The sequence below is a fragment of the Candidatus Cloacimonadota bacterium genome, from assembly GCA_028706475.1.
Classification (GTDB): Bacteria; Cloacimonadota; Cloacimonadia; order Cloacimonadales; family Cloacimonadaceae; genus UBA5456.
In genome coordinates this window covers 17,751-40,912 of the sequence record JAQWBI010000001.1, presented here as the reverse complement: position 1 = coordinate 40,912, position 23,162 = coordinate 17,751, and the positions used below count along the sequence as shown (strand labels likewise).

Annotated in this window: 20 protein-coding genes and 1 tRNA gene; 15 read left to right on the top strand and 6 right to left on the bottom strand. The window is 49.1% G+C overall.

Going from position 1 to position 23,162, the window contains the following annotated elements:
• Nucleotides 1-19: 19 nt before the first annotated feature.
• From PHF32_00185 to PHF32_00175, 3 genes are read right to left on the bottom strand one after another with little or no spacing between them, the layout of a single operon-like run.
• Nucleotides 20-643, bottom strand: coding sequence for an iron-sulfur cluster assembly scaffold protein (locus PHF32_00185; GenBank protein ID MDD4559147.1), 624 nt, complete (start codon nt 641-643; stop codon nt 20-22).
• Nucleotides 644-1,831 (bottom strand): cysteine desulfurase family protein, encoded by a 1,188-nt coding sequence (locus tag PHF32_00180; GenBank protein MDD4559146.1) that lies wholly within the window; start codon nt 1,829-1,831, stop codon nt 644-646.
• Nucleotides 1,828-2,238 carry an Rrf2 family transcriptional regulator gene (locus PHF32_00175; GenBank protein MDD4559145.1) on the bottom strand — a complete coding sequence of 137 codons (411 nt, stop codon included), beginning with the start codon at nt 2,236-2,238 and terminating at the stop codon, nt 1,828-1,830. Before PHF32_00175 ends, PHF32_00180 begins: the two co-directional genes overlap by 4 nt.
• A 642-nt stretch (nt 2,239-2,880) precedes the next feature.
• On the opposite strand from PHF32_00175, the gene PHF32_00170 reads away from it, so the two are divergent.
• The 6 genes from PHF32_00170 to PHF32_00145 all read left to right on the top strand — a co-directional run bounded on the left by PHF32_00170 (nt 2,881) and on the right by PHF32_00145 (nt 11,167).
• Complete coding sequence (locus PHF32_00170; protein ID MDD4559144.1) at nt 2,881-4,632, top strand: NADH-dependent [FeFe] hydrogenase, group A6; 1,752 nt, start codon at nt 2,881-2,883, stop codon at nt 4,630-4,632.
• Nucleotides 4,633-5,529, top strand: coding sequence for a radical SAM protein (locus PHF32_00165; protein MDD4559143.1), 897 nt, complete (start codon nt 4,633-4,635; stop codon nt 5,527-5,529).
• Nucleotides 5,530-5,597: 68 nt separating this feature from the next.
• Nucleotides 5,598-7,124, top strand: a complete 1,527-nt coding sequence (locus PHF32_00160; protein MDD4559142.1) for a hypothetical protein — start codon at nt 5,598-5,600, stop codon at nt 7,122-7,124.
• 2 nt (nt 7,125-7,126) lie between these two features.
• Entirely contained in the window at nt 7,127-8,377 is a 1,251-nt protein-coding gene (locus tag PHF32_00155) for a hypothetical protein (GenBank protein ID MDD4559141.1), read from the top strand.
• Complete coding sequence (locus PHF32_00150; GenBank protein MDD4559140.1) at nt 8,377-10,371, top strand: hypothetical protein; 1,995 nt, start codon at nt 8,377-8,379, stop codon at nt 10,369-10,371. Before PHF32_00155 ends, PHF32_00150 begins: the two co-directional genes overlap by 1 nt.
• A 28-nt stretch (nt 10,372-10,399) precedes the next feature.
• Nucleotides 10,400-11,167, top strand: coding sequence for an SIMPL domain-containing protein (locus PHF32_00145; protein ID MDD4559139.1), 768 nt, complete (start codon nt 10,400-10,402; stop codon nt 11,165-11,167).
• Between the two features lie 235 nt (nt 11,168-11,402).
• Here the strand turns inward: PHF32_00145 and PHF32_00140 are convergent, their stop codons facing one another.
• Both PHF32_00140 and PHF32_00135 read right to left on the bottom strand, forming a co-directional pair.
• Nucleotides 11,403-12,734 (bottom strand): outer membrane protein transport protein, encoded by a 1,332-nt coding sequence (locus tag PHF32_00140; protein ID MDD4559138.1) that lies wholly within the window; start codon nt 12,732-12,734, stop codon nt 11,403-11,405.
• 134 nt (nt 12,735-12,868) lie between these two features.
• Nucleotides 12,869-13,897 (bottom strand): T9SS type A sorting domain-containing protein, encoded by a 1,029-nt coding sequence (locus PHF32_00135; GenBank protein MDD4559137.1) that lies wholly within the window; start codon nt 13,895-13,897, stop codon nt 12,869-12,871.
• 549 nt (nt 13,898-14,446) lie between these two features.
• Between PHF32_00135 and PHF32_00130 the strand changes: the two genes are divergently transcribed.
• A complete protein-coding gene (locus tag PHF32_00130) occupies nt 14,447-15,508 on the top strand; it encodes a hypothetical protein (GenBank protein ID MDD4559136.1) in 1,062 nt (353 codons plus the stop codon).
• Between the two features lie 39 nt (nt 15,509-15,547).
• On the opposite strand, the gene PHF32_00125 is transcribed toward PHF32_00130, so the two are convergent.
• Nucleotides 15,548-16,222, bottom strand: a complete 675-nt coding sequence (locus tag PHF32_00125) for a hypothetical protein (GenBank protein ID MDD4559135.1) — start codon at nt 16,220-16,222, stop codon at nt 15,548-15,550.
• A gap of 248 nt (nt 16,223-16,470) precedes the next feature.
• Here PHF32_00125 and PHF32_00120 point away from each other — a divergent pair.
• The 8 genes from PHF32_00120 to rpoN all read left to right on the top strand — a co-directional run bounded on the left by PHF32_00120 (nt 16,471) and on the right by rpoN (nt 23,157).
• Nucleotides 16,471-16,546, top strand: a tRNA-Lys gene (locus PHF32_00120).
• A 223-nt stretch (nt 16,547-16,769) separates the two neighbouring features.
• Entirely contained in the window at nt 16,770-17,927 is a 1,158-nt protein-coding gene (metK, locus tag PHF32_00115; GenBank protein ID MDD4559134.1) for a methionine adenosyltransferase, read from the top strand.
• 8 nt (nt 17,928-17,935) lie between these two features.
• Nucleotides 17,936-18,736, top strand: coding sequence for a 3-deoxy-8-phosphooctulonate synthase (gene kdsA, locus PHF32_00110; protein ID MDD4559133.1), 801 nt, complete (start codon nt 17,936-17,938; stop codon nt 18,734-18,736).
• Nucleotides 18,737-18,747: 11 nt separating this feature from the next.
• Nucleotides 18,748-19,305, top strand: a complete 558-nt coding sequence (locus tag PHF32_00105) for an HAD hydrolase family protein (GenBank protein MDD4559132.1) — start codon at nt 18,748-18,750, stop codon at nt 19,303-19,305.
• Entirely contained in the window at nt 19,302-19,865 is a 564-nt protein-coding gene (gene lptC / locus PHF32_00100; GenBank protein ID MDD4559131.1) for an LPS export ABC transporter periplasmic protein LptC, read from the top strand. Before PHF32_00105 ends, lptC begins: the two co-directional genes overlap by 4 nt.
• On the top strand, nt 19,840-20,922 hold the full coding sequence (locus PHF32_00095; protein ID MDD4559130.1) for an OstA-like protein: 1,083 nt from the start codon (nt 19,840-19,842) through the stop codon (nt 20,920-20,922). Before lptC ends, PHF32_00095 begins: the two co-directional genes overlap by 26 nt.
• Nucleotides 20,923-20,953: 31 nt before the next feature.
• Nucleotides 20,954-21,703 (top strand): LPS export ABC transporter ATP-binding protein, encoded by a 750-nt coding sequence (gene lptB / locus PHF32_00090; GenBank protein ID MDD4559129.1) that lies wholly within the window; start codon nt 20,954-20,956, stop codon nt 21,701-21,703.
• On the top strand, nt 21,700-23,157 hold the full coding sequence (gene rpoN, locus PHF32_00085) for an RNA polymerase factor sigma-54 (GenBank protein MDD4559128.1): 1,458 nt from the start codon (nt 21,700-21,702) through the stop codon (nt 23,155-23,157). The genes lptB and rpoN overlap by 4 nt, the downstream gene beginning before the upstream one ends.
• The last annotated feature ends 5 nt before the right edge of the window (nt 23,158-23,162 follow it).

Genomic DNA, 23,162 nt, shown 5'->3' with positions numbered 1-23,162 from the left:
GCTTATGGATGTGCTTTATTTAGGGGAAATTGATCTGGATCGTTTTCACTTCGGGATACTTTTCCAGGTGTTCATGAATCTCTTCTGCTACGTTGTCCCGCCAACTGTCGAAGCTCATCATATTCAGGTCGATCAGCACTTCTCCATCCATAAAACCGATATACTTCACCATTTTCAGGCTTACGATGTCTTCACCCACCTGGGGATAGATGATCTTTTTCAGCTCTTCCAGGATGGTCTCTTTGCCAAAGTTTGGCACTTCTTTCAAACCGTGGGCAATCTCGTAATTCGAGATCGCAGTCTGCAGAGTATCAGCCGCCAATACGGAGCAATGCACTTTCACCGGAGGCAGACCGTCCAGGGCTTCCATGGCATCACGCCAGGTGATCTTTTTCGCCTCATCCAGGCTTTTGCCTTTGGCCAGATCGGTGATGATGGAGGCGGTGGCAATGTTTGACGCACAACCATAGGACAGGAAGCTGACGTCTTCTATTACTTTGTTCTCTTCATTTACTTTCAGATACACAGTCACCTGATCGCCGCAAGCGGGACTGCCTTCCGTGGCAGTGGCATCGGGATTTTCCATTTTGCCCACATTGTGAGGGTGCATAAAGTGGTCTAAAACCTTCTGTGAGTATTGCATTTATCTCTCCTGTTTCTTCATAGCATTGTAAAGCGGGCTGCGCTGGCGCAATTCTGCAGTGATCTCCGCCAGTTTATCCACTGTAAAATCCAGGTCTTCCTTTGTGTTGTAGCGGTTGACGGTAAATTTCATCGAACCATGCGATTGCACGTGGCTCTTGCCGATTGCCATCAGTACGTAGTTTGCTTTCAATCCCTGAGACGCACAGGCGGAACCGGTGGCAACCGTGATGCCATGCATGTCCAGCATCATCGTAATGGCTTCGCCTTCAATGTAGTCGATGGAGATATTGATATTGTGCGGAGCGCGGCCTTCGCCTTCGGCGCCGTTCAACTCGATATACTCAATCTTTTCCTTTAGACGCTCCAGCAGATGGTTCGAAAGCTCCCGCAAGTGCCTGATACCTCCATCCAGATCTGCAAATGTAAGCTCCACCGCCTTGGCAAAGCCGGCGATCAGTGCGATGGAAAGACCTCCGGTCTGCAATCCGTCCACTCGTTTTACTCCGTGGATTACTTGCCCCAGTTTCGTGCCTTTGCGCACATACAGTGCGCCAATGCCCTGTGGACCGTGAATCTTGTGTGCAGACACGCTCAGGGTATCGATGCCATAGTCATTCACGTTCAAGGGTATTTTCCCGTAGGCTTGCCCGGCATCCACATGGAAATAGACCTTGTTTGGTGCCCGTGAGAGTATTTCGTGAATCTCTTTCAAGGGCTGAATCGTGCCCACCACGTGGTTTACAGCAGTGGTCATAAATAGTACTGTATCAGGACGTATCACGTCTCTTAGCTGATCTAGGTCGATGCGGGCTTTGCTGTCTGTTTCAAGATAGCTTACCTCAAAACCTTTTTTCTCCAGCCAGGCGGCATTGGTGAGCAGATCGGGATAATCCACCACGCTCACGATAACATGACCTCGCTTCAAGGATGCGGCAAGGCCCTTGATGGCGATGTTGTTTGCTATTGTTCCGCCAGAGGTAAAGTGAATTTCCTCTGGACTTGCACCCAGCGAATGTGCCACAATCTGACTAAAGCCTTCCAAGGCGTCGTTAGCGCTTTCACCTGTGCTGATGAAGCTGCCGGGAAACCAAAACTTTTCCCGGAAATAAGGCATCATGGCATCCAATACTTCCGGAGCCATGGGGCTGCTTACGCAGTTATCCAAATAGATTGAACCGGGCTTCATTTGTCTTTCCTTTGCCATATTTTCAGTATATCCTTCAATGTGTAGGAACTGAAAACCTGCTGTAGTTCATTTTGTATTTCGTTGAAGAATGAAGATAAAGTGCAGGAATCTCCCAAACAATGCTCTCTGGAGGTATCCACACAAGCAGTATTGAAACTATAGTCTTCCACGGCTGCTAATACATCTGCAAAACTAATCTCTTCAGGCTTTTTTGCCAGAGCATAACCTCCCAGACTGCCGGGGCTACTATTCACCAATCCGGCAGTTTTGAGCATCGCCATAAGGTGCTCAATATACTTCTTGGGCAAATTCTGGGCTTCACAAATTTTCTGTGCCGACACATGGCCTTGCTCCTGGATTTCGAGGAGTACCCGTAAAGCATACTCTGTCTTGGTATTCAGCGCCATTTCATTCTCCTTTGTTTATCTACGGCTGTTTCTTGTTTCTATAATACATACTAATTCTCTATGCTATATCTGTCAAGTATGATTTTGGCTTATGATGATTGTTCGAATCTCCAAAACGGAAGGCAGTACAGGTTGGGGTGAAGGCGACCTGTCTAGCCGCAGTTCCGATCCGTAACGGAGCTTTCCGCAGCTCCGATCTGTAACGGAGGATTCCGATCCTCCAAAAGAAAAGAGAAGTAGTATCGGAAAGTTCAACTGACAAAGACGTGCCTGAGGCACAAGCTACAAACCTCCAACTGCAGAACCGCAGCACTGTAGCACTGTAGCACCGTTCAGCTACGAAAGGGGAACAGCCATCTGCGTTCCATTCATCCTCTATGCATCAAGTCGTGATGAAGCAGATATCATCGGGTTATTATCGAGTGAGCACTGCTTGATAACAGCTTGATATCAGCTTCAACTCTGGTTGAAATAGAGAGAATGAATGGCACGTGAGCATTCACCTGCAGAACCACAACACCGCAACACCCCCTTTATACATACTTCATTCATTACTAGAATGCAATCAGCTATTCGCTTGACACTTTTTTCAGGGTTGCACAAAATGGAACAAGCATCAATAAAAGCCCGAAGGGAGAGTATATGATTACAGTATTTGTAAACGGCAAGGCCACCAAGGTGCTCAAGAATACCAAGGTTTTGCATGCATGCACAAAAGCCGGATACCCGGTTCCCCATCTATGTTATCATGAGGATCTGCCCGCATTTGGCAATTGCGGTGTATGCATGGTTGAGATCAACGGCCGCACTGTGCGGGCTTGTTCCACTCCTTGTGAAGATGGGATGCAGATAAAGACTACTGGCAAAAAGCTATTGGATCTGAGACGGGAAGCGGTGGAGATTATCCTATCGAACCATCCCAACAACTGTCCGGAATGTATCAAAAACGGACGCTGTGAATTGCAGGATTTGGCTCAGGAGCTCGCCATCCGCCACATGCATCTGAAGAAGGTAAAACGTAAGTATAAGGGTCGTGATGAATCCTCTCCCTCCATCACTTTAGACCCATCATATTGTGTTCAGTGCGGACGCTGTACCTATGTGTGCAACGAGGTTCAGGACGTTCATGCTCTGCAAAACAGTGATCGCGGTTTCGAAACCTACGTGGGACCCACCTTTGATCGTCCGCTGGAGAGCAGCGAATGTGTAAAATGCGGACAATGCAGCGCTTATTGCCCCGTGGCAGCCATCTATGAATGTGACGACAGCGATCCCTTGTGGGTAGCGCTGGACAATCCCGATCTGGTGCTGGTGGCTCAGGAAGCTCCGGCGGTGCGCGTGGCTTTGGGTGAAGAATTTGGCTACAAACCCGGAACGAACGTGAAAGGCAAGATGTACAGCGCTTTACGTGAATTGGGCTTCAAATATGTGTTTGACACAAACTTCGGGGCAGACCTCACCATCATGGAAGAGGCCAGCGAATTTGTACATATCTTCACAGAACATCCGGAGAAATTCCCGCTCATCACCACCTGTTGCCCTTCCTGGGTGGATTATCTGGAGAAGTTCCACAGCGACCTCATCCCGCAATTCTCTTCCTCAAAGAGTCCGCATCAGATGGTGGGTACAATGGTGAAGACATATTGGGCAGAAAAGATGGGCATCGACCCCAACAAAATCTTCCTGGTGTCCGTAATGCCATGCACGGCAAAGAAATATGAGATCGAACGCATGGAAGACATGTATGCCAGCGGCCGCAAGGACGTGGATCTCACCATCACCACTCGCGAATTGGCGCGGATGCTGAAAACCCGCGGCATAGATATGGCGAAGCTGGAAGAAGGCCATGCAGATAATCCTCTGGGCGAATACAGTGGTGCAGGCACTATCTTCGGAGCCACCGGAGGTGTGATGGAAGCGGCTCTGCGTACTGCTTACAAATTGGCTACTGGCGAAGAATTGCCGAATCCCAAGATCGACTTTGTGCGCGGTTCCAGAGGGATCAAAAAAGGCACGATCAATCTGCTAGGCAAGGAAATCCGCATCGGAGTAGCCTCAGGTTTGGGCAATGTAAGCAAATTGATGAACGAAATCCGTGAGGCAAAGCAAGCCGGCAAAGAACCTCCCTACCACTTTGTGGAAGTGATGGCCTGCAGCGGTGGTTGTGTGGGCGGTGGCGGTCAGCCATATCGCAGCACAAACCGGGTTCGCTCAGCCCGTGCCAAGGGACTGTACAAAGAGGACGAACTTGCAGAACGCAGAGAGTCTCACAACAATGAATCCATCCTAAACCTTTATAAAGAGTATCTGGGTGCGCCCAACAGCGATAGAGCCAAAAAGCTCTTGCACACCAAATATATAGCGCGTCCCGTGAAGATCATACAAGAAGATTGAATGAAGCAGCCGGATAAGAGCCTCATTTATCCCCTCTTCATACCCATGCAAGGGTGTCCCGGAACCTGCGTATATTGCGACCAGCGCAAGATCAGCGGGGCCGGAACGTTCAACATGGAAAAGGCGGAAGCCGAGGTAGCGGCTTTTATCCGGCGTAATCCTGGCAGAAAGAAGGAAGTAGCCTTCTATGGAGGCACCTTTACGGCATTACCGGAAGCTATCCAGGAAGACTATCTGAAGAAGATCAGCCGTCTTTTGGATGAGGGCGACAGCCTGAGGGTGAGCACGCATCCTTTGTACATCAGTGATGATGTCCTGGTGCGCTTATGGCGATACCGGGTGAGAACCATCGAACTGGGCGTTCAGGATTTTTGTGATGAAGTATTGCTGGCTGCCGGGCGAAAATACACTGCGGAGTCCGCTCTATCTGCAGCAGGGGCAGTACGCAAAGCAGGCTTCACTCTGGGCATTCAGTTGATGCCGGGGTTGCCGCACAGCAATCCGGAGAGTTTGGAACTAAATATGCGTGTATTGGTAAGGATGAAGCCTGATCTACTGCGTCTGTATCCCACGGTTGTAATCCAAGATACCCCTCTATCCCGGCTTTATAAGCAGGGAGACTATCTGCCGCTTTCCCTGAAACAGGCGGTTGGTATCTGCGCCGATTATGCTGAATTATGTGCCGCAAACGGGATCAGAATCATCAAGTATGGCGTACCCTCCAATCTGAATACGGTAGATGTCGTGGCAGGGCCATATCATCCTGCCTTTGGTGAATTGGTGAAACAAGAACTCTTGCGGCGGGAGATCCAGCGCGATCCGGAGCGAGGCAAGCATCTATATCCCAAAGAAGTACAGCTACTAGGAGCCCATAATGCCGGAGAGATGTATCCATGAAGAGCTTTATACACGAAAATGATTATTCTATAAATTACCGGGCATATAGACCTGGTGAAGGAAAAGCTATGAAAGCAAAAATCGCAGTTATTCTTAGCATCTTGCTATTACTTGCTGCCTGTACCGTGAAAAATCCCTCTCTGCCGGTATGGGATATTGATCTCAAGATTCCTCTGGTAAACGACCTTTATTATGCATCTGATCTTGTAGACAGCGTAAATATCATAATCCAGGAACATGAAGATTATGGTGAAATGTTGTATCTCACCAGTTCCGGAGAAGTGGAGACTCCCATGGTTGGTAACATCGATTTGCAGCCTGCTATCGACGCACATTTCCCCTTGCTTTCCGGAATCACAATCAGCCAGGGGCTACCTTTTGCAGACACGCAGAACAATGCCAATCTCTCCTATGGAAAGGTTGCTACTGGAAGCCTCCGCTATCGCTTCGTCGATATCGTGGCCCAGACTCAGGAGATTGAGATTACTGTAGCGGAGATCAAAGATCCCGCGGGTGATCCCTTGCGGATAGTATATGAAGGGCAGGTAGGCTGGCAGGAGATCAATCTGGCTGCCTACACTTTCGGTACTTTGAACGCCACCGATCCTTTGGATGAATTGACCTGCGGTTTAACCACCACCTCCTCATTACCTGGTTATAGTCCATTGGGCACGATGGACTTGCAAATGGTGGAGACGCTTAGTTTCTCGATGTTTCAGGGCAAGATACAGACTCTGGAATTGAGTTTGGACAGCTCTGCAGCTCAGATCGACATCGAATATCCTTACGGCCTCAATCAGGCTGTAACGGCGAATGGGGCAAAATTGCAAATCGATTTGTTTAACCGCATGGGATTCAGTTGTGAATTCAGGGGGTTCCTGGAAGCCAGAGTGGATAGCTTCACTCCTCCCACCAGAATTGCGATCCAAGATGACCAGGGACAGAACTTCATCATCAATCCAGCCACCGGCAATGAACCCGGTTATACCCGGGTTACCCTGGAAGAAGGCATCAGCGACCTTATCCAACAGATGCCGGAGCATGTGGAGATCGTGGATGCGGTGGTGAAGATCGGTACCGCCTCTGGATATGGCAGCATCAGGAATACAGACTATCTGAATGCGGATTACGTAGTCGACCTGCCCTTCCGCTTCATGCTTCACGATTACCCCATATTGATGAGGGAAGTTCAACAAATCGACATCAGTGCGGACAACCGTGATAACATCAGTAAAAACCTGCAAAATGCAGAACTGGATATGGATATAATGAATAAAATCCCCGTGGGACTATGCGCCCGGGCATATTTTGGCCATACTGCGGAGATTGATCCTCAGAATCCGGATTCCTATGTGTTTTACAAAGAAGTCCATATCGATTCTGCGGAAACAAATGACCAATGGCAAAAGATTGAGGGACTGGCTTTGAACAAAGCCGAGCTGGATCTTTTTACCAATGAAACGGTGTATCTCAGATGGGAGTTTCGCTTTGCGGAAAGCCAGGATTGGGTAAATATCACTGCTGGCAGCGGAGATTACATAGCCATAAAGAGCATGTTGCTGGGTAAACTGAGAATTGAAGAATCGGGGAAATAGAAATGAAGAAGATGTTTATTTGCCTGCTGATTGCCGTTGTAGCTCTGTCGCTGTACGCCACACCCTCCGCGAAATCTCTTTTCTATGCCGATAGCTATATGCTGCGTGCCACCGGTGTGGAAGCAAACTATTGGAATCCCGCCAGATTGAGTGCGGACGGCCCCAGGGATATCTGGATGCCCCTTCTAAACTCCGGAATCCAAGTGAGCAACAATGCCCTGGATCTGGATACCTACAACTACTTCATGAGTCGTGACACCCTGAATGTGGACGATAAAGAGCGCATCCTGAAGGATGTGGATGGTTCCCTGTCCTTTGGAGTAAACTCGAACATCAGCCTCTTTGGCATCACTATGGATAATACCGCTTTCTCAGCTTCTGCCCATATCTACGGCAAAGGCAAGTTGTCCGAAGATTTCCTGCGCCTTGCCCTATACGGCAACACAGAGGACGAATATACTTTCCATAAGGGCTCAAACAATGCTTCGGCGATCTCCTATCTGGATTTTACATATGGTATTGGTAATATCCGGATTCCCTTCCTTCCGGAAAACTGGCCTCAGATCAAAGCCGGAGCCTCCGCCAGCTTGCTAACCGGAGCCATGAGCATAGATACTCAGGAATTCAAGATAGACTATGTGAGCAACAGCGATGTGGGCGCCAATCTGGATTCCGAGCTGCTGGTACGTACCGGCCTCATCGGTGCAGGATTCAAGGGCATGCTGGGCTTCTATAGCGAGGTCACTCCCCGGCTGGTTGCGGGGCTTACCGTGGACAACATCGCCGGTTTCATTAAATGGGGTACGGATACCAAGAATTATCGCTACTATGCTACCGCGGATTCTGTATTCATTATCGATCTGGATGATGACATAGTCGATTACGAGGATATAGAAGAGGATACCGGTTCGTTCAGTTCGCCACTGGGCACAGAATTGCGCCTTGCCGTACTGTACAAGCGCCGTTTCTTCGATGTTTCCGCAGATTGGGTGCAGGGCTTTTCCGAAAGCGCAGTAAGCAGCAAAGTGGGACGCCTGTCTCTGGGAGCTTCACTGATGCCGCTACCGGTACTGCCCATCTCTCTGGGTATCTCGTTACCAAACAGCAATAACCCTCTCAAGGTATCCTACGGAATCGGAATCAAGGGAGGAAACAACGAGTTCAGACTCGCTTTACAGAGTTTTGACAGCATCATCCCAGGTTACAAATCCAAGGGGATTTCCTTTGGTATAGCTACAAAGATCGGCTTCTGATGTCCTTTCTCTTTGCGGCGATATTTGCACTGCTACTTGCTGCCTTGCTGTATCACCGAAGCCGTCCCGAACTCAGCAGGGGCAGGTTGTTCCTGCTCTGTGCCCTGCGATTTGTAGCACTGTTTATCTTGTTGATTGTGCTGCTTAGTCCCGTATTGCACTTCTTCAGCACGCGCAAGAATGCTCCGCAAATCCTGGTGCTAAAGGACGAAAGCCTCTCTATGGATATCTCCCGCGAGGGCAAAAGCAAAAGCAAAGCGCTGAAAGAGCCCCTGAACACCTTGAAGAGGAAGTATCAGGATGCCGGATATCGCATACTGGAGTATAGCTTTGCCGACGGCATCGATGGGGAGAGGTCAAACAGCCTGCTGGGTAAAAGCTTGGCGGAGATAAGCAAGAAGGAGGATTTCCGCAATATCAGTTCAGTCCTACTGGCCTCAGATGGCTGGCTAAGAGACGAGGATTTCAAGCAGGTATCCCGCCTTGGATACCCCATCTACGCACTTGCAGATACCACCCGCTACAGCAGCGGAGATCTCGCAATCCGGGAACTGCAAGCCAATCGCTATGCCTATCGCAATGAAAACACCTTTATCCGTGCCAAAGTAGCGGCAACAGGCTACAGCGGTCAGGCAAAAGTGCATCTCTACCTTGGTCAGCAGCGCATTAGCAGCCAAACGCTGAAGCTAGAGGACAATGTAGAGCAAATCGTGGAATTTATGCATCGCTTTCCTCAGCTTGGCTTCTTCAACTACCGGGTGGAGCTGGAAGCCCTGGACAAGGAACAAAGCCTGGGCAACAACGTGTATCCCGGCGCCATCGAGGTATTGGCGGAAAAGGAATTGATTGCTGTATTGAGTGATGCTCCCGGTTGGGACAACAAATTCATCCTGGATGCCATCGCCACAAATCCGCGCTGGCAAAGCGTGTCCTATCAGGTTCGCAACGGTGTTGCCTACCGGGGTGAAGAGATGGCAACTCTGTCTGATAACGAACGTCCAGCGGTGATTGTGATCTTGAACAACGGTAATCTGCGCCTTGATCCCAGCTTGCGCCGATACATTGAAGACCGTCTCAAGAGCGGGGCCGGATTGCTCTATCAAGGGCTTCCGCTTAGCGAACTGGCGGATTATCTGCCGTTTACCCGATCCAATCTCACTAGCCCCTATCAGGGTTTTGTGCAGTTACAACCGGCAGCAGATATGTATCCCATGCTGTCTCAATTGGGCTTGGAGCAGGCAAAACTACCTCCTTTGGACTATTATTATTGCAATCCCGCACCCGGCAGCGAGCTTCTGGGCGTGATGAACAATCCCCAAAAGTCCCCAGCCATCGCTATCAAGCTCCAGGGCAAGAACCGCGCCCTGGCATTCAGCTTTTTGAATCTCTGGCGCTGGCAAATGCAACGCGCGGAATCCGGCTATCAGAAGATGATGGTAAACATCCTCACCTGGCTTAGCAACAAGGCATTGGGCAGCTACAGCGCTATCTACAAAAGCAGCTATCTTCAGGGAGAAGAAGTGCTGTTGAGCCTGAGGGCAGAAGACGATATTCGCAGTCACGATCTGGACAAAAACCCCCGGATCAGCATCTATGATGCCGAAGGAAAGCTCTTGGAGCAAGACTTCATGACCAGTTCCGGAGACGAATACCGCTACACCAGCAAGCTTACTGAACCGGGTAACTACCGTTTTGAGATTCGCGAAGCTGATAGCGAAAAGAGCAGCAAGGGAAGCTTTGCCATCTCCGAAATCTCGGCTGAAGAACGTGATTTCGATTTTAACCTGCCGCTTTTGGGCTACCTTGCTCAGACCACCCGCGGCAAGCTCATCAGTCTTGAGGATGCAGCCTTGCACAATCCCCTGCCCCCTGTAATCGGGGAGGAGATCCTAAAACGAGAATATAATCTTTATAAACAGTGGTATATCATCACCTTGTTCATCCTGGCATTCTGTCTGGAGCTCTTTTTCCGGCGTCGCTGGGGTCTGTTGTAAACTATTATTATCTACCTGGAGGTAACACATGCCATATTTCTTAGTACTCATCGCAGCTTTGGTGATCGTCGGCATCCTGATCTGGATGAAGGAATCCAAAAATACTTATGCGCTGTTGGGAATTGCGTTCATAGTCGGCGTCACGATATTTAGCGTATTCTTCTGGCAGAGCCGCAAAGCCGAAACCAGCCTGCGTGTGGTGGGATACTCCAGCAAGCTCTTCGATTCGGACTTGGTGAAATGGAACGTCTCGTTGCAAAAAAGCGTGGGCAATGATGAACTGAATAGCGGGTACAAGAGCATGAACCGGGATATCGTGGCCTTTCGTGAATACCTGATCAGTCAGGGCATTGCCGCTGAAGAGATCAGTGTGCAGCCGGTGAGCAGCTATCCCCGCTATGACAATTATGGCTCCATGACTGGATACAACCTGAATCAGGAGATCTTTATACTGTCGGACAAGCTGGACAAGGTGGAAGACCTTGCCCTCAATCCGGATTTCATTGCCGATCGCGGGATGGTGCTGCAAAACAGCCGCTTGGAATATCTCTACAGCAAGCTTCCGGAATTGAAACAGGAGCTTTTGGCAGCAGCCACTGCCGATGCCATGGCCAGAGCCCGTGAAATCTCCGGTTCTGCTGAAAGTAAACTGGGCAAGATGCGTGAGGCCCGCGCCGGTGTATTTCAGATCACAGAGCCCTATTCCACCGAGGTCTCGGATTATGGCATCTACAATACCAGCACCCGCAAAAAGAGTATCAGCGTAACCTTGACCGCGTATTTTGCTTTGAAGTAGGGAGCGCAGCTGGGCGCTGCGCACCGATTGTGGAAACAGCATCTTGCCGTTTGGACCAACAAGCATCGAGACGAAGCTTCCACTTTACCCCAAACCTTCGCTTTGCTCAGCTTTGGGGACCCCGGAAAACACACCACAAAAACGCTTCGCATTTCTGCGGGGACCCCAAAAAAACCCAAAAAACAGGCTGCCCCGTTATGAGGCAGCCGTTCCTCTGCAACACACAGATTTACATCTAGAATCTATAGGAAAGCCCTATATTTCCTGAGATGGAATTGGAACTGTATTTACCGGGCATGTTATATTCGGTTACTTGAGTATCCTTTATTTCCCGTTCGGTAAACATCACCCATTGGGCATTGGCTTCAAAGCCGATGTTTCCCAGATCGATGCCCCAGCCGATGTTGCTGCTGAATTTGTCGCTAATGTCGGACAGGGTGGGAATTTGGGTATCTTCCGGGATCGGGGTCTGATCGTAGAAAAAGCCCATGCGATATCTATGAATCCCCATCATATATTCCGCACCAAGGCTCACACGGTGGGTATTTTCCCAATTGAAGGTCAAGGGAACTTCCGCAAAGGGATTGGCGGGGTCGGCAATCACGATGGGATCATCAATCTTCACTTTTACTGTTTCCAAGGCATCCCACATGGTATAGCTGTAGTCCAAGGTAAGAGTCAGATTGTCAAACCTTGTGCAGGCAAGGCCGATGCCGATGTCGCCAGGTATATCCAAAGTGGCGTCGATATCGGACTTTCCGCCCAGTTTCATGGCAGGAGTGCCGTCAGGATTTGCCGGGGCCCACAGGTGCATATCGATGTCTCCTTCCATATCGATGGAGGAGGGCAGTTTACCGGAAAGACCGATGGCAAGGCAGTACGTGGGTTTATACAACACTCCCATATTCGCCCCAAAGCCGATGCCGGTTCCAGAGAGATCGATGCTCATCGGAGCCACATTAGCGGAGGGGAATTTCAATTGGGTGATGTCGATCATGCCGTACATGGCGCTAATGCCCATTCCCACAGAGAGATTGGGCAGGATCTGGTAAGCTGCGGAGGGATGTATGTCGACCACGGCGATGCTGCTCATCATCTCTTCATCGGGGAAGCTGGCAGCGTCATTATACACATATGGTGCGCTGGGAAGATCGTAAGCATCCCAAGTGGTGCCCAAACCGTATGGTACATAAACGCCCAAGCCATACTTAAAGCGCGGGTTTTTGGCCATTGTGAGGAAGGCATTGGGGAAAGCAACTACTTTCTTTTTGGCTTCATATTCCTTGGCGGAAAATCCGGGAATGCTCGCAACAGTAGTGCCGCTGGGATCCCATTTGGCAGATGGCATAATGAAAGTGCCGCCCAAAGAGACGGAATTTTCATTCATAAAGCCCAAACCAGCAGGATTCCAATACATTGCACTGGCGTCGTCACTCAAACCGCGGAAAGCTCCACCCATGGAAGTAGCTCTGGAGCCAACTCCTGTGAGGCCAAATCCACTGGCAAACAGCTGTCCGGTCACTAGCACCATACACAACAGAACCGTGACATTATGAATTTGCTTCATAACTAATCTCCTTTAAAGATTACAATATTGGGATTTTGAGACTTGCTAGTGAACGTTATTCAGTTCCCGTTTCGCGTCAAGATAAATCTTGAAAATTGTCAGAGTTTCGTGATGCAGGTGTTGCAAATCTGCACTCATTTGACAATCGTGAACTTTGCCGTAGTTACTTCCTTATCCGCCATCACCTTTGCAATATATGTACCGGATGTCAGCTTTCTATCGTTATCGTCCCTGCCATTCCAAAGTGTGGAATAGAATATCCCGTTTTGCTTTGGATCGCTGCGGAGCCCGGATTTGTTACCCAGGCTGCATTCATCGGTCAGGACGATGGTTTTTACTTTTTGTCCCTTTAGGTTGTAGATCCGAATCACGGGTTGTCCAGCGGGCTTCTTTGCCATGCTGAATTCGATGGAAAGTCCCGCTACTGGGCTGGTATTCAGCATCGGATTGGGGTACAGGCATAGCTCTGGAACTGCGCAGGCAAGCTCTTCATCCAGCGCTGAGCCATTGGGTTCTGCATCTTCCAGCACATAGAGCATGCCGCCGTTTAGGGTGTTTGCATAAGCCACAATTCCATATTCCGTGGTTTCCCATTGATAGTAGTAGTAATCGAAATTTGTGGTTTCGTAATGATACCTTATGCACAGGGCGGGAAAACTACCCAGAGGGATGCTGATACTGCCTTCGGAGATCACTTTTCCGCTAACGGTGTAGCTGCCATAAAGCCATGCATGCGTGCCCTGCCAGGTTTTGTTAATTGTATGCGGTAAACCGTGAGGAATGCCCGGATTCCATACTACATTGGGATAGCCGGTATAGCCCAGAGTGATGATATCTATGCCGTCATTTTGCAGATATGTAGTGCCTGCATCATCTATCCCGTTTATGTACTGAGTGTATGCGCAGCGGATATTGGCGCCGGGATAATCCGGGAGCGCATTTGTACTATAATAGCTGTTGTGCACATAACCGGTCTGGGGCAAAGAGAAGTTCCAGCTTTTTCCGTTGCCTTCGCTGAGGTCGGTAGTGTTTTGATTCCATGCTCCTTGCCGATAATCTCTTTGTGCGCCGGGTGTGAAGCCGTAATGGCTTTGATCGATGTCGAGAGCTGCAAGCGTAGTGCATAGCAGCACAAGCAGTAATAAATATACAAACTTTATCATGGTTACCTCGGATACAAAATGGGTGAATGCCGCATTGCTGTCAAAATAATTCTGCAGAGGTCTATCCTTCTTGCTTCACTTGTGCCGATCCAGATATAAAGCTGTTATCAAGCAGTGACCACTCGATGATAACGGGATGATATCTACTTCGGCACTGCTTGATGTATGGAGGATGAATAGCTCGCGATGAGTTGCTTCGTACCTGTTGAACGGTGCTACAGTGCTGCAGTATTGAGGTTGGCTGGGTTCTCCGAGGATTGCCGGTGTCCCCACGAAAATGCGCAGCGTTTTAGTGGGGTGGTTAAACAGCAAAGGCGAAGCCTGAGCACTCAACATGCCGAAGGCCGTTCAACAGTGAAGCGAAGCGGAACGATCAAAAGCGGAACGAAGTGGAGTGTTGACCGCCAACTGCAGCACCGCAGCACTGTAGCACCGCAGCACTGTAGCACCAACTAACTAATAACTAAGAACTAAAGAATTAAAAAATATTGCTTGACATCTGATTACAAGTATGCAAATTTGCGTTACTAACCTCAAGGAGGAAGCCATATGCGTTGTACCTACATTATTGTAATACTGGCAGTGGTTATGTTTCTCTGCACCGGTGCTTGTAGTGAAAGCAATCCGGCGGTACAGGTGTATTGCAGCATCAATGATGATGGTAGCAGTTTTCGTCTGGATAACAGCTTGGAAGTAGAAACTTATGGCACGCCATTCTATACTTCCGATAAACTGATCTTCCACCTTGGCGAGAGATTGGTGAGACGAGAGCTTGGTAGTCCCGGCATAGAGCTTACTCCGGCTGGTTCCCATATCACAGACACTCAGCATCTTGCAATCGATAAGCTGAACATGATGTTGTATTTCGCTATGGGTTATGCCATTTGTCGTGTTGATATGAACGGTAACAACTTCAGCCGCCTAAGCCCCGATGATGGATCCTATTATAGCGCTCCGGAGTTATCGACAAATTTCAACTATCTTACTGCCATCAAGCACGGTCAGATCGCTAGAATGGATATCCAAACCGGGATCTGGACTGAATTGCCGGAGCCGGTATCTGCATTCTATGCCGTCTACATCGAAGATACAGATGAATACTATTTCTACAGTAGTACCGGGCCATTCGATCCAAAGTACGCATTATGCAAAATGAACGCACAGAGGGATTCATCCCTGATATTTGAGATCCCAAGAGATAATTATTATGAGATGCCCAATGCTCGGATCAGCAAAGACTTACGTTATTTTGCTCTGCAAGGTAAAAGAGAACCTTACGATCATGTTTCATATTCTGGTAATGTGATAACGCAGCGATATCCGTCGGTGCTAATGGTTTACGATCGTCAGAATGATGAGATCTTTTCGATTGAGGATTGCTATAGCTATGCCTTCACGCAAAATCTAGGTACACTGCTGTATTCTCGCGAGAAGCACGGTATGGCGGATTTGATGAGGATGTCTTTGCCTTCCCGCGAGATCGAAACGATCTGGGACGGATACTATCACTACGACACATTTTCATATTGCGTATCGGAAATCTATCCCAGATTTGATGGTAGGATCATCCATATGAAGGCTTGGCAGCATTACTGGAAACCCAAGACCTAGGATTGCGCAGGGATCAGTAAACAGCGCATGCGCAAGCGGCTAAAACCGGATTGGGATTGTGCCCGTGAATCCGACGTAGCTGCGCCGCTCCTTTCCCATGGGAATGCCCTCTATCTGAAACGTAGTAATATCCTGCCAATAGCGCAATTCCAATTTACCGGCGGGTCTCGCAATACCAAAGCTGAGTTGTGCCCCGATCACAGGGTCTTGAAAGCTGTCTTTTACATTCAGGGTCTCAGGCACATTACCATCTACGTAGTACAGTATGTTTTTCGCTTTTGCATAGTGAACGAAATCGTTATAAACAGAAGCTCCTACATAGTATCGATGTCCCCTTTTTGTGGGATTGAGCATATAATCTCCCCCCACAGATAAACGGGTGTTGTAGCTAATAAGCTTTAGACGCATGTCCATCACATAAGGGTAGGGATGATCCACCACTCTGGTAGCAGAATAATAGTGCTCGCTCAACCCTACATGGATGCGGAATTCTGGGGAGACGAAGGTATGGTATTTCAATGCGATTCCGGCAGCAGGTTGTATGCGCCAGCGGTATCTAGTGGGACCAGTAAGCCTGACACCCATGCCCACATTCAAATCGAGCTCCAGATTTGAGTATTCTTCCGTCTCAACTTTCTCCGTGATGGGAACGCTCTGTCCAAAACAAGGCAGACAAAGCATTAGGATCAATACTGTCAACGTAATGTTTCTCATTACTTTAGTCCTCAAAACACATATTAGAGTATACACAAAACCGTCAAGGTTTATATCGGTTCTTTAGTTCGTAGTTTAATGGTGCTGTAGTGCTGCAGTTTACGGGGTTCTCGTAACGGAGTATTCCGATCCTCCGAAAATATAGAAGCAGCATTGGAGCAATCAACCAGTGTGTCCTTTCGTAGCCGTGTAAAATCGGAAATTTCTTGACACAAAGCGCAGGCGGATTTTGCTGACTTTCACAGTGTGCATCTTTAGCTCAGCTGGTAGAGCAACTGACTCTTAATCAGTGGGTCCGGGGTTCGAGTCCCCGAAGATGTACCACACTTTGCGGTTTGTCCGCTGTCCGTGGGACATAGCGTGTAAGCCGTTTTTTTGTATAAATGATGAAGCCAAAGAGCTTCAATGCCCAAAGAACGCGGTAATTTGCCCTTTGCTCCGCGATAGAAATGTGCTAAAGTGCGGCTCTTTTTTTCGCCGGCTTTAGCAGCCGGTTTTTATTGTGGCGCAGGCAAGTGAGATTGAGAAAGAAAAAAGGAGAATATAAATGACAGCACTACATGCAAAACCATCCGACAGAAGCGGTTATATTTTTACATCCGAATCTGTGTCCGAAGGTCATCCGGACAAGGTCTGCGATCTGATATCGGATGCCATTCTTGATGCATATCTGGAGCAGGATCCGCTTAGCCGGGTAGCCTGTGAAACACTGTGTACGCAGGATAGGGTTATTCTTTCCGGAGAGATCAATTCCCAAGCATCCATTGATGTAGAGCCAATCGTGCGTGAGGTGATCCGCAAGATCGGCTACACGCATGCGGGCAAGGGATTTGATCACAATTGTGAGATTACAAATCTGTTGCACAAGCAAGAGCGGGCATTGGCGCTCAATGATGGTGCCGGAGATCAAGGCCTGATGTTCGGTTATGCCTGCAATCAGACCAAATCCCTGATGCCGATACCCATCGAGGTGGCGCATCAACTATTGATAAACCTTGCCAAAGCCCGTAGAGACGGCAGCATTCCCTGTTTGCTTCCAGATGCGAAGAGTCAGGTGAGTTTCCGCTTTGAAGGGCGTAAACCACGGGAATTGGAGACTCTGGTGATTTCCACTCACCACCAGGCCATCTGTGAACTGGAATTTGAGGAATTGAAGCGGGCGATTGTAGATAAAGTAGTGAAAAGCACCATCCTGGAAATGGAAGATGAAGTTCGCTTTGATGCGGATCATCTGAAGATTCTCATCAATCCCCTGGGGCGTTGGCACGAAGGCGGGCCGGCGTCGGATACTGGGCTTACTGGGCGCAAGATCATCGTGGACACTTATGGTGGTTGGGCACAGCATGGCGGCGGTGCTTTTAGTGGAAAGGACGCCACCAAGGTGGATCGCAGTGCGTCTTATATGGTGCGCCACATTGCCAAGAGCGTAGTGGGCAGCGGTTTGGCAGATGAATGCCTGATCCAGTTCAGTTTTGTAATCGGCGACGCTGCACCGAACAGCGTGATGGTGGAAACCTTTGGTAGCGGCAAGATTGCCGAGCATGAGATCGAGGCGAAGATCCTGAAGGAATTTGACTTGACAGTAAAGGGAATCATCGATTATCTTGATTTACGCAAACCGATCTTTCAGCCTACTGCCAGTTATGGACATTTTGGTTTGAACACCAAAGATTGCAGTTGGGAAAAGATCAAAAAAATTTGCTAGGAAGATACATGAGCCTTTTTGAAAACCTGAAGTCTGCCCGGCCTTTCTTTGTAATTGCGGGTCCCTGTGTGGTAGAGAGTGAAGCCGTGATGCACCAATGTGCGGAGCGTTTATCGCAGGTATGCCGGCGGCTGGAATTGCCCCTTATCTTCAAGTCATCTTACAAAAAGGCAAACCGCAGCAGTGGGGATTCCTATACAGGTCCCGGAATCCTGGAGGGGCTGAAACTCTTGCACAACATAGGGCGGGACTACAATCTGCCAATCTTGAGCGATGTGCATGAAGTATGTGAGGTGGCTTCCGCAGCGGAAGTATGTGACATTCTGCAGATCCCGGCATTTCTGAGCCGGCAGACGGATTTGATAAGGGCAGCGGCGCTGTCGGGACGGATCGTGAACATCAAAAAAGGGCAATTTATGGCTCCTGAGGACATGCAATCTGCAGCACAAAAGGCCAGCGAAACCGGGAATGAAAAGATACTACTTACAGAGCGCGGGAGCAGCTTTGGCTATCACAATCTGGTAGTGGACTTCCGGGGCTTTGCCATCATGAAAGAATTTGGATATCCCATCATCTACGACCTTACGCACTCTTTACAGCTGCCATCCATCGGCAAGCGCAGCGGGGGAAATCCGGAATTTGCGCCGATGATGGCAAAAGCAGCACTGGCTACCGGAAAGGTGGACGGACTCTTTATAGAGTGCCATCCCGATCCCGCCAAAGGCCTGAGTGATGCATCCACCATGTTAGCTCTGGACAGCATGGAGAACCTGCTGCGGGATTGTGTGCGCATCTGCGAAAAGCTATAGGAGAGATTACTATGAATCCAATGATGAGGCCAAACAAGCGTCCCGTTCCCTGGGGAGAGATCAAGCTCCTGATTTTGGATTGTGATGGGGTATTGACAAACGGAAAGATCATATATGGTAGCGACGGCCAGGACATCAAGCAGTTCAATGCTGCGGATGGAATGGGCTTGATTCTGATAAGGGAAATCAGCACCCGCGTGGCTGTGGTGAGCGGCAGATCGTCTGAAGCACTTCAGCGGCGATGTCAAGATCTGAAGATCGAGCATCTGTATCAGGGTATAGACAATAAACTGGAGTGTGTTACAAAGCTCTTGGAGGAGCTGGGTCTTACTTTTGACAACGTGATTTATATGGGCGACGATTGGAATGATGTTCCCTGCATTCGCAGAGCGGCTTTGGGGGTGGTACCCGCCAATGCCTGGCCGGAAGTGCAAAAGACGGCGGATATGGTTACCGAACGCCGGGGCGGAGAAGGGGCGGTACGGGAATTGATCAACCTGATCCTGCACAAAAAAGGCGTGTATGACAGTGCGATAAGGAACTATCTGGAAAGCGTGGGCTGCAAATGATGAGAAGAGGCTTCAAAGCGCTGAAGCTGATTTATCCGCTCTTGCTTCTAGTTATCATCTGCTCGTGTTCAGAGGAGAGCCTGAATCAGAAAATTCCGGTATTGGAGCAGGGTGTGGCGGATGAGTATTCCGAGGGAGTACAGCTGGCGGAATATCGCAATGAACGCCTGGATTATATTATAGAAGCCAAAAGTATGGAGCGTTTTACGGATCGCCGAATGCTGTATGGATACATAGTAACCCTTACTTCCTATGACAAGGAAGGGCAGGTGAGCTCCGTGATCAAGGCGGATACCACCGTCGTGGACGATGCGCGGAATGTGGTGATTGCCAGCGGTAGCGTGAGTTTCAAGACCAAAGACGGGGACATCAAGACACAAAAGATGTATTGGGATCGCAATGTGGACGAGATCATTGTGCCCACTCAACTTACGCTGACGCGGATGGGGGACGCACTAAGGGGCGAAAACCTGCGCACAAATACCAAATTGAGCTTTGCGGAGATGAACACCGTGACTGCCGAAGGTTATTTTGATGAAGAAGATTTTGTGGATTGGTAGTCTGCTGTTGGTGTTGCTCTCTCTAAGCGCAGATGAGACAGAGCGGCAGAAATTCAAGCTGATCCATGCCGACCGCATGTATATGAGCAATGTGGAAACGGCGCAGATACTGGACCTCACGGGGAATGTTCATTTCTTTTATGGAGACACCGAGTTTAGGGGCAACAGGGCTTTGATCCTGGACACACAGAAGATTGCGCGGCTAACCGGCAATGTGGTGGTGCAAAACGATTCTCTGCATCTGGTGGCAGATTCTCTGGCTTACTATCGCATTCCGCAGGTATTGAACCTGGGGGGCAGGGTAAAGCTTACACAACGCACAAAAGACGGATTTGTGCGCCATATGGAGGGGGATCATGCCATCTACGACCAGGGGAAAGACACTTTCACGGTGTGGAGCCGTGTAAGGGCTTACGATCAGAAGGAAAATGCCAATGCAAAGTGTGGTTATGGATTTTGGGATCGTCCCAATGGCTATGCTTTCCTGATTGAAGAGCCGGAAGTGGTTACCGGGGTGGAGGATACTCTTATCATCAAAGCGGATAAAATGGAGCTTTACGAGGAGGAGGGCAAGTTGATCGCCACCTTCAATGTACGCACGGATAGCAAGGATTATCATGCCACCAGCGACTTTCTGATCTACTTTTCGGAGGAAGAGAAGGCGGTGTTTCTGGGAGAGCCAAAGTTTGAGAACAACTTCGCCACAGCGGAGGCCATCGAATTTCAGGTTTATTTCAAGGAGCAGGAGCTGACGCAGGTGGTTCTGGTGGATTCGTGTCTGGTGCAATTTGCTGCTGAAGAGAATGAGGAGCGCAACAACTGGGTGAGAGCGCAGGATATAGTGCTGAACTTTGCCGAGGGTAGGATACTGGATTTTAGCGCAGATGCCCGGGTATCGTATTACTTTCTTCAGGAAGAAGGCGAGAAGCAGGATTTTTTTATCAACGCTGCAGACGGGGATAGGCTGAAAGCTAAGTTTGATGAAGACAACAAGCTAAGGCTGATGGACATGGGAGGGAATATTCGGGGGACATACAGATTCAAGAATGATTCTTGACACAATTCACCTCTCCACTTAGATTATCACCATGGAATTGAATACTATAAAAGCACAGAATCTCGTGAAGGTATACGGCAAACGCACTGTGGTGAACGATCTCAGTCTGGAAATCCATCAGGGTGAGGTTGTGGGCATCCTGGGGCCGAACGGAGCCGGAAAGACCACCACATTTTATATGATAATCGGACTGGCAAAGCCCAATGGCGGCAAAGTATTGCTAAACGATGCGGACATCACTCACAAAGCCATGTACAAGCGTGCCCGGATGGGGATGGGTTATCTGGCTCAGGCGCCTTCGATCTTTGCCAAGCTGAGTGTGGAAGACAATGTGATGGCGATTCTGGAAACCCTGAACTTGTCCCGTAAGGAACGCAAGCAACGCCTGGGAGAGGCTTTGGAGGAGCTGAACCTCAGCAAACTGGCAAAGCAGAAAGCCTATACTCTCTCTGGGGGCGAGCGGCGAAAGCTGGAGATCACCAGAGCCTTGGTAACAAATCCAGCTTTCATCTTCATGGACGAGCCTTTTGCGGGAGTAGATCCCATTGCAGTAGCAGATATTCAGGATATCATCGGAAAACTGAGAGAAAAAAACATCGGAGTGATGATTACCGATCATAATGTAATTGAGACTTTGAAAATAGTGAACCGTGCTTATATTATCTACGAAGGTAAGATCATCGTATCGGGATCATCGATGGAATTGATCAACGATGAAGATGCAAAAAGACTGTATCTGGGAGAAAGGTTTACAATGAGCCCTTTTGAGCAACGACTATGAGCACCATAAATCAACACTTGTCTCTGAAACAAAAACAGGAGCTCGCCCTCAAGCCCAAGATGCTACAATCCCTCAGGATGCTTGCGTTACCCATTCTGGAGCTGGAGAGTTACATCAAGCAAGAGCTGGAGAGCAATCCCCTGCTGGAGCTAAGAGATGAGAAAGATGAAGAGGATTTGGTAGATAGCGATTATGAACAGGCTCCACCGGAATCAAATACTCCAATAGAGGATGTGGATGCTACGGACGAGGTGTCCAGCGCTGTTGCCGAAGCTCGCCAACTGACCGATATTTTGGATCAGTGGAATGAATACCATTCCGGTGGTGAGGGATACCGCAGCGAGGGCGACTCGGAGCAGGGCGATGCAATGATACGCTATGAGGGAGATGCCAAAGAAAAGTATCTGGAGCAGCTCTATCCTCTGAATCTGCCGGAGCATGAAGTGGATTTTATAACGGAGCTGGTGGATAGCTGCGATTCATACGGTTTTTTGCCCAAGGATTATCCCATATCCCGGGTTGCCGCACGGTTTAAGGTGAGTGCCCGCCGGGCGGAGGAGCTTCACGAAATCGTGCTGCATCTGAGCCCCAAGGGGATATCTGCGAGGGACATCTCGGAGTGCCTGGTGGCCCAATTGGATGCGGAGCAGAAGCATAATCCCATCATTTTGGGCATGGTCACATTTCAATTTGAGAATCTTATACATCGGCGCTTTCAGAAGATTGCGTCTTACTTCAATGTGTCTGAAGACACCATAATGACCTATCGGGATCAGATTTCGAAGCTGGATCCCAAACCCGGGCTAAGGATAATGCGGAACAGTGCGGCATACGTGTATCCGGATGTGACTTTGAAGCTGATCGACGGAGAGTATGTGGTTATTATTAACGATCACATTACGCCAAACATCATCATCAGTCCGCGCTATCGCAAGATGATCAACCGTGGCTACTTCGACAAGGAAACCACCTCCTATGTGCGGGAGCGGATCAATAGCGCCAAGTTCCTGATCAAATCCATCTATATGAGGATGCGCACTCTGGAACAGGTGTCGCTGTCCATCATCAAGCATCAGCACGATTTCTTTTATAATGGCAGCGGAGTAATGCAACCACTCACCTACAGTGCGATAGCGCAAGATCTGGGGAAGAGCGAATCGACCATCAGCCGTGTGGTGAAGCATAAATATGCTGAGACTCCCTACGGGGTTTTTGCATTCAAGGATTTCTTTACTTCCACGGCGGGACGGGACGATAACTACGAGAGCATCTCCAGGCACAAGGTAAAGAATTGCATTATCCGTCTGGTGGATTCCGAAGACAAGAAAAAGCCGCTTTCGGACAGGGCTTTGGTGGAAATCCTAAAAGGGGAAGGACTGAATATCTCGCGCCGCATCATCGCCAAGTATCGTGATGAGATGGGTATCTTGAACAGTAGATTAAGAAGAAAATAGAGGTT

What these genes read in the sequence shown, in the direction of transcription:
- PHF32_00105 (MDD4559132.1), top strand. Translation starts at nt 18,748, where the DNA reads ATGAATCCAATGATGAGGCCAAACAAGCGTCCCGTTCCCTGGGGAGAG.
- PHF32_00175 (MDD4559145.1), bottom strand. Translation starts at nt 2,238, where the DNA reads ATGGCGCTGAATACCAAGACAGAGTATGCTTTACGGGTACTCCTCGAA.
- PHF32_00165 (MDD4559143.1), top strand. Translation starts at nt 4,633, where the DNA reads ATGAAGCAGCCGGATAAGAGCCTCATTTATCCCCTCTTCATACCCATG.
- lptC (MDD4559131.1), top strand. Translation starts at nt 19,302, where the DNA reads ATGATGAGAAGAGGCTTCAAAGCGCTGAAGCTGATTTATCCGCTCTTG.
- PHF32_00140 (MDD4559138.1), bottom strand. Translation starts at nt 12,734, where the DNA reads ATGAAGCAAATTCATAATGTCACGGTTCTGTTGTGTATGGTGCTAGTG.
- PHF32_00125 (MDD4559135.1), bottom strand. Translation starts at nt 16,222, where the DNA reads ATGAGAAACATTACGTTGACAGTATTGATCCTAATGCTTTGTCTGCCT.
- lptB (MDD4559129.1), top strand. Translation starts at nt 20,954, where the DNA reads ATGGAATTGAATACTATAAAAGCACAGAATCTCGTGAAGGTATACGGC.
- PHF32_00180 (MDD4559146.1), bottom strand. Translation starts at nt 1,831, where the DNA reads ATGAAGCCCGGTTCAATCTATTTGGATAACTGCGTAAGCAGCCCCATG.
- PHF32_00185 (MDD4559147.1), bottom strand. Translation starts at nt 643, where the DNA reads ATGCAATACTCACAGAAGGTTTTAGACCACTTTATGCACCCTCACAAT.
- kdsA (MDD4559133.1), top strand. Translation starts at nt 17,936, where the DNA reads ATGAGCCTTTTTGAAAACCTGAAGTCTGCCCGGCCTTTCTTTGTAATT.
- PHF32_00135 (MDD4559137.1), bottom strand. Translation starts at nt 13,897, where the DNA reads ATGATAAAGTTTGTATATTTATTACTGCTTGTGCTGCTATGCACTACG.
- PHF32_00155 (MDD4559141.1), top strand. Translation starts at nt 7,127, where the DNA reads ATGAAGAAGATGTTTATTTGCCTGCTGATTGCCGTTGTAGCTCTGTCG.
- PHF32_00160 (MDD4559142.1), top strand. Translation starts at nt 5,598, where the DNA reads ATGAAAGCAAAAATCGCAGTTATTCTTAGCATCTTGCTATTACTTGCT.
- PHF32_00170 (MDD4559144.1), top strand. Translation starts at nt 2,881, where the DNA reads ATGATTACAGTATTTGTAAACGGCAAGGCCACCAAGGTGCTCAAGAAT.
- PHF32_00095 (MDD4559130.1), top strand. Translation starts at nt 19,840, where the DNA reads ATGAAGAAGATTTTGTGGATTGGTAGTCTGCTGTTGGTGTTGCTCTCT.
- PHF32_00130 (MDD4559136.1), top strand. Translation starts at nt 14,447, where the DNA reads ATGCGTTGTACCTACATTATTGTAATACTGGCAGTGGTTATGTTTCTC.
- rpoN (MDD4559128.1), top strand. Translation starts at nt 21,700, where the DNA reads ATGAGCACCATAAATCAACACTTGTCTCTGAAACAAAAACAGGAGCTC.
- PHF32_00150 (MDD4559140.1), top strand. Translation starts at nt 8,377, where the DNA reads ATGTCCTTTCTCTTTGCGGCGATATTTGCACTGCTACTTGCTGCCTTG.
- PHF32_00145 (MDD4559139.1), top strand. Translation starts at nt 10,400, where the DNA reads ATGCCATATTTCTTAGTACTCATCGCAGCTTTGGTGATCGTCGGCATC.
- metK (MDD4559134.1), top strand. Translation starts at nt 16,770, where the DNA reads ATGACAGCACTACATGCAAAACCATCCGACAGAAGCGGTTATATTTTT.